This window comes from Nautilia lithotrophica (genome assembly GCF_054656815.1).
Genome location: NZ_BAAHXN010000002.1, coordinates 377,150 through 389,111, shown reverse-complemented (window position 1 = coordinate 389,111; position 11,962 = coordinate 377,150). Strand labels below are relative to the sequence as shown.

The following is an 11,962-nucleotide window of genomic DNA, read 5'->3' as shown; positions in this document are numbered from 1 at the left end:
CACTCCTTAACATGCGCCATATAGCGGATCTACTTTAAACTCACCTAATTTTTTACCTTTTACGTCCATTACGTGAACCGCACATGCAATACATGGGTCATATGAATGAATACTTCTAATTACTTCTAAAGGTTTAGCAGGATCTGCTAAAGTCATACCGATTAGGTTTGCTTCATAAGCACCTTTTTTACCTCTACCATCTTCTGGTCCAGCATTCCAAGTTGATGGAACAACTGCTTGCCAGTTTTCAATTTTTCCGTTTTTGATTCTACACCAGTGACTTAGCATTCCTCTTGGAACATCACCGATAAATCTACCTTTATATTCTTTTGTTTCATCAATTACATAAGGTGCAACTGTAGAATCATCTTTTTTAAGATTTTCTACAAGATTATTAAATGCTTCTAATCCATAATCTGCAATAGTTTTAGTTTGAAGCATTCTAGCCGCAGTTCTTCCAAGAACTGTAAATAGTGCTTCTGCAGGAAGTCCTGTTTGAGCTAAGAAATCATTTACAACTTTTTGAACTTTTTTATTTCCTGCCGCATAGTTAACTACCATACATGCAAGTGGTCCAACTTCCATTGGTTCTTCATTATATCTTGGCGATTTAATCCAAGAATATTTACCTTTTTCATTAACAACTTTTGCTTTTACAATATTTCCTTGTCCATCAACACTTTCACCATCAACATAACCTGTATATTCTGGTTCAGTTGTTTCATCATAAGGATGAGTAGGTGTATCAAGGTTTTTATACCAAGCATGTGTTGCTTCTTCAGTAATTTTACTCTCATCAATTTCATAGAATTTAGTTAAATCATGATTTTTAATATAACCACAAGCATCGAATAACCAAGAATTTGGTCCTGTTTGCATAGTTTTATATGTTAGGAAATTGCCTAAATTTGTTTTTTGAACTACGCTTGGTTCTTTACCATAAGCACTTGCTGCCATTACGATATCTGCATAGTATGCTCTGTTTACATAATCAGCAAGTTCTTGGAATTTAGTTAGATATTCACCTAATCTTGCAGGATCTTTTAAATCCATAACACAAGTTACACCACCAACTGTTAAGCTTTGTGGATGTGGATTTTTACCACCGAAAATTGCCATCATTTGAGCTGCAATTCTTTGCATTTCAAGAGTTTTTAAATAATGGCTTAGAGCAATTAAGTTTTGCTCAGGTGTAAACTTCATAGTTTTATGACCCCAATATCCATTTTTGAATGGGCCTAAATCACCTTTTTCAGCAAATTTAGCAACTCTTTTTTGAACTTCTCTTAGTTCGTCTTCACCAGTTGCAATCGGATTGTATCCTTTTGGAACATATTTAAACGCTTCTTCACTAGCTTTTTTAGGATCAGCTTTAAGTGCACTGATAATATCAACCCAGTCAAGTGCGTGTAATTGATAGAAATGAACAATATGATCATGGAAAAACAATGCAAAATCCATTAATGTTCTTGTTAAAAGTGCATTTAGAGGTGGTTTAATACCAAGTGCATTTTCAACAGCTGTTATACCAGCTTTATAGTGTGAATATGTACATACCCCACAGATTCTTTGAGTCATAAATCCTGCGTCTCTAGGATCTCTTCCTTTTAATATAACTTCAATACCTCTCCATAGTGTCGCACTTGAGAATGCATTTGTAATTTTATTATTTTCATCTACTACTACTTCAACTCTCAAGTGACCTTCTATTCTTGTTATCGGGTCGATTACTACTCTTTTAGCCATTTATTACTCCTTAGGATTTTTAATTGCGCTAAGTGCCGCGTGTGCTGCGATTGCCACACCAGCCACTGTTAAAATTGTTACACCATAGCTATCAGCTGTTGCATCAGCAAGCGGTGAATCATATTTTTTGTTTGCAAGAGGTTCTTCATACGGAGCCATTGAATCCCAGAAATCAGGTTCACTACATCCAATACATCCATGCCCCGCTTGAACCGGCCAAGATGTATGCTGATTAAATCTCTCACGTGAGCAGTTATTAAATGTATAAGGACCTTTACATCCTACTTTATATAAACAGAATCCGTTTTCAGCACCTGCATCACCGAATTGTTCTACAAATTCTCCTGCATCAAAGTGCCCTCTTCTTTCACAAAGGTCGTGAATTCTAAGACCATATGCGAATTTAGGTCTATTGAAATTATCAACAGCAGGTAATGCACCAAAAAGAATTACATAAAGAATTGTTCCAACAATGTTTTTAGCGCTTGGAGGACATCCAGGAACATTAATCACTGGTTTATTAATTACTTGATATACACCTTTAGCCCCTGTTGGATTTGGTGCTGCAGCTTGGATACCACCGAAACTTGAACAAGTTCCAACAGAAATAACCGCAGCAGCATCATTTGCAGCTCTTTTTAATAATTCAAGTCCTGTTTCAGCATGTGGTCCCATTGTTAAATATTGTCCATCCATATTTGTTGGAATACCACCTTCTACACAAAGGATATATCTTCCTTTGAATTTTTCCATACCTTCTTTTAGGTTTTCTTCAGCTTGCCATCCAGCTGCTGCCATGATAGTATCATGATATTGAAGATTGATATAATTAAAAATTAAATTATCAATTGTAGGAGCATCACTTCTGATTAAACTTTCACTACATCCAGTACATTCTGCCATATTTAGCCAAATTACAGGAAGTCTATCACTAACTTCAGCCGCTTCAGCTATTAATGGTGTAAAAGATGTTGGAAGGCTTAACATTGCAGCCATTGCTGCTGACCATTTTAGAAAATCCCTTCTTGTAAATCCACTATCTTCAAGCATTTTAGAAACGCTTTTTTCTCCCATTCCCGGAAGTTTTTTGAGAGCTTCAATTCTCTCTTTTACTTTTTGTAAAGTTGCTTCATTCATTTTGTCCCTCCGAAATAAATTTGCTCAGTGTTAATTATACATAAATAAATGTTCATTTTTCAATAGATATAAAAAAATTTTATATGAATATTCATTAATGAGACATACAAACGGCACAAATATCAAAACATCTAAATATTGAATCGATATATTCAACATTTTCACCCATAAGTGCGGCTTGAGCAGCAGAAGGTTTATCCTTTGTAGAAGAGGCAAGATTAAATTGAGTAGGAACTATAATATTATAATATTCTATTTTTTCATTTTTAATTGAAATTTCGTGTATTAAACTACCTCTTGGTGCTTCTACGCTAATCAAAGCTTTACCATTTTTGATCTCAGGTTTTATAAACGAAGGTTCACATAAATTAATTTCATTAAGTTTATTTTCAATATAAGAAAGCAACAACAGCGGTTCATAAATCCGGGCACACATACGAGTATAAATTGAATCGCCATAAATATTATAAATTTTTTTTATATTATCATTATTATTTACAATCATTCTAGCAAGAGGACCAACCTCATAAAATTCATCTTTATAAAGAGCATTTTTACTTAAAGATTTACTTCTTTCTTCTTTTACATCTAAATAATTACCATTTGTTTTATAAATATTTGATTCACCTAACACTAAAAACCTATTTAAACTTTTTCCTATATCTTTTGGAAGATTTTCAAAAAAATTTTTCAGATCTTCAGATTGTAAATTCTCATCCATAATCTCTTTTATATATTCTTCTTTTATCTCTTTAATCAAATCTTTTAATCTCATTATTTCCATATATGTAGGATCACAAGTTACCCCGCCTGGCACCATATATGAATTATGTGGAAACTGACCTGCTAATATTGCTATAGCTTTAGATATTTTTGAAGAAAATTTTACCGCTTTAAATAAATATTCTTTATCTTTTATCTGTGTCGGATATATTGTAATATAAAACCATTTTATATGATTTTCTACGATTTCTAAAAGTGTAGTAACTTCTCTGAAAATTTCAGCTTTTTTAGAAATTTTGGCATTAAATACTTTTTCAATGACTTTTACAGTTGCATATAAATGAGAATGTCCACATATTCCACATACTCTTGGATTTATAACAAGGGCATCCATAAAATGACGACCTTTTAAATATTCTTCTATACCATGAAACTGCCAAAATTCTATTTCTGCAAATTCAATTTTTTTATCGCCGTGTATTTTTAATGTCGCCTCACCCTCGATTTTATTAATTATTTTTTTATTTATTTTCATCTTGATCCTCACATTTATATTCAATTAATTGTGTAGAAAGTCTTTCATTATTCAAACTTTTGGCTATTCCACTTAACGTTAAATATGCTCTTTTACTGACACCAAGTGGAATATTGGCTGGAATACCCATAAACGTATCGGTTTTGAAAAGCTCGTTTTTAGGGAAATTGGCTTCTGTGCACCCAAAACATGGCGTTCCGGCTCTTGGTTTTGAGCTTACTTCATTCCATAACACCTTATTACAGCTGCTATGCGTAAATGGCCCTTGGCAACCCTGATAATAAAAAAGACAACCCTCTTTAGTCCCAAAAGTTTCCGCATCAATTTTCCATTCAAAATATTCGTTTCTGGTGCATCCCATATGAGACGTATATGCATATATATCTTTGGGCCTATTTAATTCATCCAGTGCTATTCTCCTGTTTTCACTTACCATATCAAGAATAAACGCTATCCAGTCAGGATGAGGAGGACAACCGGGAAGATTGATTATTTTATCCCTGCATTTATAATAATGCCCCTTTTGTTCTTTATTAAACATCAATCCTTCGCCAAAAATTCCACCATATACAGAACAGGTTCCAAGCGCTAGAACTCTTTTGGCTTTAAAAAAAAGTTTTGAAATAAGTTCATTTAAAGAAAAACCAAGCCTTGGATAATTGTTTTTTAAAGCGCCTTCTATGATTAATAAATCGCATTGTTTTATTTCAAGATTGTCGGAAAGAAAAAGAGGATGATATAAAAAATTTACTTTTTCAAAAAGAGATGAAATTTCTTTATAATTTAAAAAAGAATGAGTGCATCCATAACATGTAACCGCATCTATCCATATTACATTAAGCTTTGAGTGCATTGTAAATATTCTCGCTTACTGGTTCTACATATTCAAGTAGAGGCTTTGATAAAATACCTTCTTTATTTAAAAAAGCAAGCCCCCCAACATATCCCATAAATAGACCAAAAGCAGCGAAAAAATCCTGATTTTTAAGTTCTTTTTTTCTTACACCTTCTTCAAAGAAAATCATAATTTCAGTAACAAATGCCGATACACAAAGCATTCCTTCGCATCCGTTTGCGAAAATCTCTTTATTTGAAAGATAAACTCTCATAAAATAATCTACAAGTTCCGGTTCATTTAAAGCCATATTGAAATATAATTCAACTATCTTTTTTATTTTTTCTTTACTGGTAATATCCATTTCATTTATTTTTCTTATTTCATCTCCAAATTTTTTAGAAGTGTATATTAAAAGTTCTTTTGCAAGTGATTCTTTAGAAGGAAAATAGTTATACATATTACCAACGCTCATACCCATTTCTTTTGCAATATCGGCAATAGTTGTATTATAAAACCCTTGCTTTGCAAAAAGATTTAGAGCTGTTTTCATTATTAATTCTTTTTTTTCTTCTTTACTCACTTTTACGCCTTTTTTTCTATTATTATAATATAATTTCATAGATATATCGTTTTTCGATAACTTTTTATTATAAAAAATAACAATTTTTTTACAAAAATTAAAGGATTTTCCATGCATGAATATTCAATCGTAGATTCTTTATTACAATTGGCAGAAGAAAATGCAAAAAAGCATAACGCTAAATTTGTAACAAAACTTGAAATTAAAATTGGTGTTTTAAGTGGGGTTGAACCAGATCTTCTTAAAACTGCATTTGATACTTTCAAAGAAGGAACAATGTGTGAAAATGCGGAATTTATTATGCATATTCAACCTGTAGTAGTAGAATGTAAAGACTGCGGTAAAACAAGCGAACTTCAAAAAGACGAATATTTATGTCCGCACTGCAATTCTCCGCATATTAAAATAATCGACGGAGAAGACATGTATCTTATGAGTATGGAATTAGAAACGGAAGACGACTCCTAGAAAATTCTAGGAGCTATTTTAATTTCAAAAAGATTTCTTTTTATATACAAATTTCCACTTTGGGGATCAAACTCAACCTCTTCAGGTAAAAATTCGTTAATATCGGCAATCTCGTTAAATATAATTTTTCTTTCAAAAAACTTTTCCACAATTACGGGTGAATTATATACTTTGGTTTCATTTCCGAAATGATATTCAACCATGGCGTCAAATTCGCAAAAATCTTCAAACTCCCTCATTTTCGAATTCCAATTTTCAAGAAAAAAATCAAGTGCCTCAAGCCCTCTCATTTCCCCTCCTTTAAATAGTTAACAAAAATCTGCTAAAAGTCCCACTTTTAATTGATTATATACTTCTTCCCCTGCAAATTTTCTAACAATTTCAAGTCCGAAACATATAGCCGTCCCAGGACCTTTTGATGTTAATACGTTTTTATCTTCAACAACTTTTGCATCACTGACATATCCTTCTTTTCTTATATTTCCTTCCCATCCAGGATATGCTGTATAGTTGTCTTTAAGCACACCAGCTTTTTCAAGAGCATAAGGCGCTGCGCAAATCGCACCAACGTATTTGCCTTTTTTATCCATTTCTTTAAGAAGATTTTGTGTAGCTTCATCTTCTGCAAGATTAATTGCACCAGGAAGCCCTCCTGGAAGCACTACTAAATCAAGATCATCTGCATTAACAAGCTCTATTTTTGTATCAGGAATAACTCTTATATTATGAGCGCCATAAATAACATCACCACCGACACCTGCAACAATTACGTTAAGCCCTCCTCTTCTCATTACGTCAATTAAACTCATAGCCTCTATCTCTTCAAATCCGTTTGCCAAAGGAACGCATACATTTACAGCCATTATCCCTCCTTATTTTGAATTGTCACCCTTTTAAAAGGATAATCATCGGTATCTTTTAATATTATACCAAACGTTCCTTTTAAATCTTTTAATTTATGAAGTTTTTTAATTTCACCATCCACTAAAATTTCCGAGCTTTTTATTTTATTTGCTATTACAAATTGCTGAGAAGCTAAAATTTCATCTTCTTTTACAACAAATCTGTCACTGCAGCAATACACAACGCTTCCATCAAACGTATCAAGTTCGTCAATTTCGTCAAGTTCTATTTCATAACTTTTTTCAACTTCAACAATCTCTTCCAAAATAGGATCACTCGGTTCAAAAAAGATTGGAAGGTCAATCCCTTCTATTTCAAATCCCCCGAAATCTCTTAAAATACATAAAAATTTTTTAATATTTTCAATTTTTGGATGAAGAAGGATATCTTTTCCTACAATAATTTTACCTTTTTTGAGTTGTTCGAGGTCAAATTCGTCAAAATTACTTTCTCCAAAAAGGTATCCGTCATCCATTTCATCAAAATAATCTTTTATCTTTTCCGGCACTTTATCATAAGTAAAATGTTTTGATATAAGTGCAATTACAGCTTCTTCGGCCATAGGTTCGTATGTTATGCTTTCTTTATATTTTACCGGGTGTAAAAACACATCCGCATCTATTTCTTTTAAAGGCAGGTTACCTATTGAAATTATCATTTTATTTCCTTAAACTGATTTTGAAAACACTTTTTGATTAGCCATTTTTTTGAAATATTCATCAAACGGAAGAACAATGTTTCTGATTAATAAACTTCCGGTTTTATTAACTTCTATTTTCTCAGGCGTAATTTCAACAAGACCTTCATCTACAAATTCCTGAAGCTCTTTCACTTCTTCTTTAAATTTTTCAAAAAAGTTTATTCCGAATTTATCTTCAAACCTTTTAATGTCAAAACTGAAATTAGCCATCATTTCCATGATTATATATTTTCTTATCTTATCCTCTTCATTTAAAATCACACCTCTGAAAACAGGTATTTTACCTTCATCTACGGCTCTTTCATAATTTTTTAAATCTTTATAGTTTTGCATATAAACATCTTCAGTCTCACCGATAGATGTAAGTCCTACACCAATTAAATCGGCACCACCTTTTGTCGTATAACCCTGGAAGTTTCTGTGAAGCTCACCTTTTGCAATTGCCTTGAAAAGCTCATCTTCAGGTTTTGCAAAATGATCCATCCCTACCATTATATATCCGTTACTTTCAAAGAAATCGATTACATATTTAAAAATTTTAAGTTTTTCTTCAGGAGTCGGAAGAGTCGTTTCGTCGATTTTCCTCATTCCTTTTTTCATCCAAGGAACATGAGCGTAGTTAAATACCGCAAGTCTGTCAGGATTTAATTTTAAAACCAAATCAAGTGTTTTTTTAAACGTCTCGAGTGACTGATAAGGAAGCCCGTATATAAGGTCTATATTTATAGAATTGATCCCCGCTTCCCTTGCAATGTCAACCGCTTCTTTTGTCAAGTCAAACGGCTGAATTCTGTTTACCGCTTTTTGGGTTTCTTCATTAAAGTCCTGAACGCCGAAACTTATTCTATTTACCCCGAATTCCTTCATAACATCCATATGTTCGCGTGAAAAGAATCTCGGATCGATTTCCACACTTATTTCAGCGTCTTCTTCATAATTTTTAAAATGTTTTTTAATAAGTGCATAAACCTCCGCAAGTTCTTCCGGTGTAAAAAACGTAGGAGTTCCTCCTCCAAAATGAACCTGTCTGACGAGTCTGTTTGTATCTAAATGTTTACTTAGCGTTTCAAGTTCTTTTTCAAGATATTCTATATATTTTGTTCTTTTATCCGCTTTTGATGTGTAAATTACATTACATCCGCAAAAATAACATGCACTTTTACAAAACGGAAGATGAAAATAAAGACTTAATGGTTTGTCGTTTTTTAGAAAAGGAAGAATATCGCTTTCACTAAGTTCTTTAAATTCAACCGCAGTCGGATAACTTGTATATCTTGGTGCGTGTCTTGAAAATTTACTCAGTTTTTTAAAATCTATTTTTTCATTTTGAAATTTGTTGTTTTGCATTTTTACTCCAATTACATAAATTCTTTTGCAAATTCTTTACCTGCGTTTTCCCACTCGTCAAATGCAATCACCACTTCTTTTTTAATCATTTTGTCATTTTTAAGAAGTGCCGCTTTAATTTTAATGGAATCGTCAGCCATTATTTTTGCATACACGCCTACAGGTGCATGACATCCAAGATTTAAAGTATCAACAAAATCTCTCTCAATTGTTACGCATATCTGCGTTCTAATATCATTTAGAGGTTTAACTGCCTCGATCACTTTTTCATCGTTTATAGTCTCAATCCCAAGTGCACCCTGCCCCATTGCAGGAATCATAATATCGGTATCAAGAATTTCAAAATATTTCACACTTTTAAGAAGTCCAAGTCTTTTAACGCCTGCATGAGCAAGGATGATTGCGTCATATTTCCCTTCTTTAAGCTTATTTATTCTCGTATCTACATTACCTCTAAGGTCCGTAATAATCAAATCATCCCTAAATGCTTTAAGCTGCATAGCACGTCTTATAGAACTAGTCCCAACAACCGCATTGTGCGGAAGTTCTGCAAGACTTTCAAAAGTTTCGCTTAAAAACACATCTTCAACAGCTTCCCTTTTAGGAATCGCCGCAAGTGTGAAATGATCTGTTTCGTATTGAGTCGGAAAATCTTTAAGAGAATGCACGGCTATTTGAGCTTCTCCTCTTAAAAGAGCTTCTTCAACTTCTTTAATAAAAAGTCCTTTACCGCCTATTTCGGCAAGTGGTTTATCTAATATTTTATCACCTGTAGTTGTTACAATTTTTAAATCTATTTCATGGCCTAATTTTTGAAGTCTTTCTTTTACCCATTCAGCCTGCCATAAAGCAAGTTTACTACCTCTTGTTGCAATTGTTAATTTCATTTTCTCCCTTTATAATTTATGTTTTTGGAAATAATTATACCATTACTTAAGCAGTTTTGCGGCATCTTTTGCGTGATAAGTTATAATCATATCAGCACCAGCTCTTTTAAATGATGTAAGTATCTCCATCATTAAAGTATCATAATCCATCCATCCGTTTAGTGCAGCAGCTTTTACCATAGAATATTCGCCACTTACGTTATAAACGCAAAGAGGTTTTAGTGTATTTTCTTTAATTTCTTTAATTATATCCATAAATGCAAGTGCTGGTTTTACCATTAATATATCAGCGCCTTCCGCTTCATCAATAATACTTTCAAGAAGAGCTTCTCTGGAATTTGCTATATCCATCTGGTATGTTTTTCTGTTTTTAGGCACATATTCGTTATCCACAGGCGCACTTTCAGCCGCATCTCTGAAAGGTCCGTAAAAAGCACTTGCAAATTTTGTAGAATAACTCATAATCGGAACATGAGAAAAGCCATCTTCATCAAGCGCATTTCTTAAAGTTTCGATAATATTATCCATCATACCGCTTGGTGCAATCATATCCGCACCTGCTTTTGCATGAACAATAGCCTGTTTCGCACTTATTTCCAGTGTAGCTTCGTTATCCACGGTTTTAAGATGAGGATTAATAATTCCGCAGTGCCCATGGTCAGTAAATTCACAAAAACAAAGATCTGTAATTATCGCGATTTTATCCCCAAAAGCCTCTTTCGCGGCTCTTACACTTCTGGCAATTAGCCCTTCTTCATCAAGGGCATCGCTTCCACAAGAATCTTTTAGTTTAGGAATTCCAAAAAGTATTACTGCTTTAATTCCAAGGTCTATACACTCACCGATTTCATCCAAAAACTCTTTTTCACCAAACTGATAAATCCCGGGCATTGATTTAATTTCATTTTTACCTTTAAGGCCTTCTTTAATAAATACAGGCATTATTAAATCTTCGCGTCTAACATAATTTTCTCTTACCAAATCCCTTATATTACTGTTAAGTCTAAGTCTTCTTAGGTTCATTAACCTCTCCTTGTAAGTTCTTTACATAAATTTACGAAATATTTCGCATTTTCTACCGGCACATCCGGAAGTATTCCGTGTCCTAAATTAAAAATATGTCTGTGGCCTTTCATAATTCCGGCTATTTTTTCCACTGCCTCTTTTGTTGCTGTTTTTGAATAAAGTCTGGTTGGTTCCATATTACCCTGAAGAGTGTAATTATCCTTAAAAATTCTAAGCGCATGGTCTATAGGAGTTGCCCAGTCAACTCCAACTACATCAAATTCACCATCCATTTCATCCATATAAAGTCCTACACCTTTAGAAAATAAAATCACCGGAATATGAGGATATTTTGTTTTAATATTTTTAGCAATTTCTTTCATGTAATTCCATGAAAATTCAAAAAACTTCTCTTTCTCTAAAGCACCTCCCCAGCTATCAAACACCATTACAGCGTTTGCACCCGCATCAATCTGTTTTGAGAGGTATTCGATTGTCTCTTTTGTATTAAATGCAAGGAGTCTGTGTAACATCATAGGGTTTGAATAAACCATTTTTTTAATTTTTGCGTATTGTTTGCTACCTCTTCCTTCCACCATATAAGTAGCAATCGTCCAAGGACTTCCGGCAAACCCTATAAGAGCTTTCTCTTCTGGGAGTCTTTCTCTAATAAGTTTTACGCCTTTATATACGTATTCAAGTTTTTCATCAGCACTTGAATCAAGCGCTTCGATATCTTCTTCAGTGTCTATTGTTTTATCAAATATAGGTCCCACACCTTTTTCAAATCTGAGAGGCAATCCCATCTCCATCGGTAGGTTTAATATATCACTGAATAAAATAGCTGCATCAACGTCAAGTATGTCTATCGGCTGGATGGTCACTTCCGCAACCACTTCCGGATTTCTCGTCATATCAAGAAAGTTTCCAACTTTACGTCTTACTTCCATATATTCCGGAAGATATCTTCCTGCCTGTCTCATCATCCATACCGGCGTATATTCAGTTTCTTTACCAAAACATGCGTCTACAAATATCATTTATTCTCCTTTTTTCCACTTTATAAATATTTTCCTCTTCACAACTTCACAAC

The 11,962-nt window shown here is 33.4% G+C and carries 13 protein-coding genes; 1 reads left to right on the top strand and 12 read right to left on the bottom strand.

Translation table 11 applies throughout. From position 1 onward, the window contains the following. Window positions 1-6: 6 nt before the first annotated feature. The 5 genes from ACYQ19_RS06580 to ACYQ19_RS06560 form a co-directional block, all read right to left on the bottom strand. Window positions 7-1,746, bottom strand: a complete 1,740-nt coding sequence (locus ACYQ19_RS06580; RefSeq protein WP_459978636.1) for a nickel-dependent hydrogenase large subunit — start codon at window positions 1,744-1,746, stop codon at window positions 7-9. Window positions 1,747-1,749: 3 nt separating this feature from the next. Further along, window positions 1,750-2,883 carry a hydrogenase small subunit gene (locus ACYQ19_RS06575; RefSeq protein ID WP_459978635.1) on the bottom strand — a complete coding sequence of 378 codons (1,134 nt, stop codon included), beginning with the start codon at window positions 2,881-2,883 and terminating at the stop codon, window positions 1,750-1,752. 94 nt (window positions 2,884-2,977) lie between these two features. After that, window positions 2,978-4,141 carry a nickel-dependent hydrogenase large subunit gene (locus ACYQ19_RS06570; RefSeq protein ID WP_459978634.1) on the bottom strand — a complete coding sequence of 388 codons (1,164 nt, stop codon included), beginning with the start codon at window positions 4,139-4,141 and terminating at the stop codon, window positions 2,978-2,980. Beyond that, on the bottom strand, window positions 4,128-4,994 hold the full coding sequence (locus ACYQ19_RS06565) for an NADH-quinone oxidoreductase subunit B family protein (RefSeq protein ID WP_459978633.1): 867 nt from the start codon (window positions 4,992-4,994) through the stop codon (window positions 4,128-4,130). Before ACYQ19_RS06565 ends, ACYQ19_RS06570 begins: the two co-directional genes overlap by 14 nt. Then, complete coding sequence (locus ACYQ19_RS06560; RefSeq protein ID WP_459978632.1) at window positions 4,978-5,598, bottom strand: TetR/AcrR family transcriptional regulator; 621 nt, start codon at window positions 5,596-5,598, stop codon at window positions 4,978-4,980. The genes ACYQ19_RS06565 and ACYQ19_RS06560 overlap by 17 nt, the downstream gene beginning before the upstream one ends. A 72-nt stretch (window positions 5,599-5,670) precedes the next feature. Between ACYQ19_RS06560 and hypA the strand changes: the two genes are divergently transcribed. Next, window positions 5,671-6,027 (top strand): hydrogenase maturation nickel metallochaperone HypA, encoded by a 357-nt coding sequence (gene hypA, locus ACYQ19_RS06555; protein ID WP_459978631.1) that lies wholly within the window; start codon window positions 5,671-5,673, stop codon window positions 6,025-6,027. Here hypA and ACYQ19_RS06550 read toward each other — a convergent pair. The 7 genes from ACYQ19_RS06550 to hemE are packed head-to-tail and all read right to left on the bottom strand — an operon-like array spanning window position 6,024 to window position 11,909. Beyond that, window positions 6,024-6,317 (bottom strand): hypothetical protein, encoded by a 294-nt coding sequence (locus ACYQ19_RS06550; RefSeq protein ID WP_459978630.1) that lies wholly within the window; start codon window positions 6,315-6,317, stop codon window positions 6,024-6,026. The two genes, hypA and ACYQ19_RS06550, sit on opposite strands and share 4 nt — an antisense overlap. 18 nt (window positions 6,318-6,335) lie before the next feature. Further along, on the bottom strand, window positions 6,336-6,890 hold the full coding sequence (locus tag ACYQ19_RS06545) for a DJ-1 family glyoxalase III (protein ID WP_459978629.1): 555 nt from the start codon (window positions 6,888-6,890) through the stop codon (window positions 6,336-6,338). Beyond that, the gene (locus tag ACYQ19_RS06540) at window positions 6,890-7,588 is read right to left on the bottom strand and encodes a hypothetical protein (RefSeq protein ID WP_459978628.1); all 699 of its coding nucleotides are present in this window, start codon (window positions 7,586-7,588) and stop codon (window positions 6,890-6,892) included. Before ACYQ19_RS06540 ends, ACYQ19_RS06545 begins: the two co-directional genes overlap by 1 nt. Before the next feature lie 9 nt (window positions 7,589-7,597). Next, window positions 7,598-8,977 carry an oxygen-independent coproporphyrinogen III oxidase gene (gene hemN / locus ACYQ19_RS06535; protein ID WP_459978627.1) on the bottom strand — a complete coding sequence of 460 codons (1,380 nt, stop codon included), beginning with the start codon at window positions 8,975-8,977 and terminating at the stop codon, window positions 7,598-7,600. A gap of 11 nt (window positions 8,978-8,988) precedes the next feature. Further along, the gene (gene hemC, locus ACYQ19_RS06530; protein ID WP_459978626.1) at window positions 8,989-9,864 is read right to left on the bottom strand and encodes a hydroxymethylbilane synthase; all 876 of its coding nucleotides are present in this window, start codon (window positions 9,862-9,864) and stop codon (window positions 8,989-8,991) included. 42 nt (window positions 9,865-9,906) lie between these two features. After that, window positions 9,907-10,887: a porphobilinogen synthase gene (gene hemB, locus ACYQ19_RS06525; RefSeq protein WP_459978625.1), complete on the bottom strand. Its 981-nt coding sequence runs from the start codon at window positions 10,885-10,887 to the stop codon at window positions 9,907-9,909. After that, entirely contained in the window at window positions 10,887-11,909 is a 1,023-nt protein-coding gene (hemE, locus tag ACYQ19_RS06520) for a uroporphyrinogen decarboxylase (RefSeq protein ID WP_459978624.1), read from the bottom strand. Before hemE ends, hemB begins: the two co-directional genes overlap by 1 nt. Window positions 11,910-11,962: the final 53 nt, after the last annotated feature.

Bases quoted from the DNA above. Each gene is read 5' to 3' on its own strand.
- ACYQ19_RS06570 (WP_459978634.1), bottom strand. From the start codon at position 4,141: ATGAAAATAAATAAAAAAATAATTAATAAAATCGAGGGTGAGGCGACA.
- ACYQ19_RS06545 (WP_459978629.1), bottom strand. From the start codon at position 6,890: ATGGCTGTAAATGTATGCGTTCCTTTGGCAAACGGATTTGAAGAGATA.
- ACYQ19_RS06565 (WP_459978633.1), bottom strand. From the start codon at position 4,994: ATGCACTCAAAGCTTAATGTAATATGGATAGATGCGGTTACATGTTAT.
- hemC (WP_459978626.1), bottom strand. From the start codon at position 9,864: ATGAAATTAACAATTGCAACAAGAGGTAGTAAACTTGCTTTATGGCAG.
- ACYQ19_RS06540 (WP_459978628.1), bottom strand. From the start codon at position 7,588: ATGATAATTTCAATAGGTAACCTGCCTTTAAAAGAAATAGATGCGGAT.
- hypA (WP_459978631.1), top strand. From the start codon at position 5,671: ATGCATGAATATTCAATCGTAGATTCTTTATTACAATTGGCAGAAGAA.
- ACYQ19_RS06575 (WP_459978635.1), bottom strand. From the start codon at position 2,883: ATGAATGAAGCAACTTTACAAAAAGTAAAAGAGAGAATTGAAGCTCTC.
- ACYQ19_RS06550 (WP_459978630.1), bottom strand. From the start codon at position 6,317: ATGAGAGGGCTTGAGGCACTTGATTTTTTTCTTGAAAATTGGAATTCG.
- hemE (WP_459978624.1), bottom strand. From the start codon at position 11,909: ATGATATTTGTAGACGCATGTTTTGGTAAAGAAACTGAATATACGCCG.
- hemN (WP_459978627.1), bottom strand. From the start codon at position 8,977: ATGCAAAACAACAAATTTCAAAATGAAAAAATAGATTTTAAAAAACTG.
- ACYQ19_RS06580 (WP_459978636.1), bottom strand. From the start codon at position 1,746: ATGGCTAAAAGAGTAGTAATCGACCCGATAACAAGAATAGAAGGTCAC.
- hemB (WP_459978625.1), bottom strand. From the start codon at position 10,887: ATGAACCTAAGAAGACTTAGACTTAACAGTAATATAAGGGATTTGGTA.
- ACYQ19_RS06560 (WP_459978632.1), bottom strand. From the start codon at position 5,598: ATGAAATTATATTATAATAATAGAAAAAAAGGCGTAAAAGTGAGTAAA.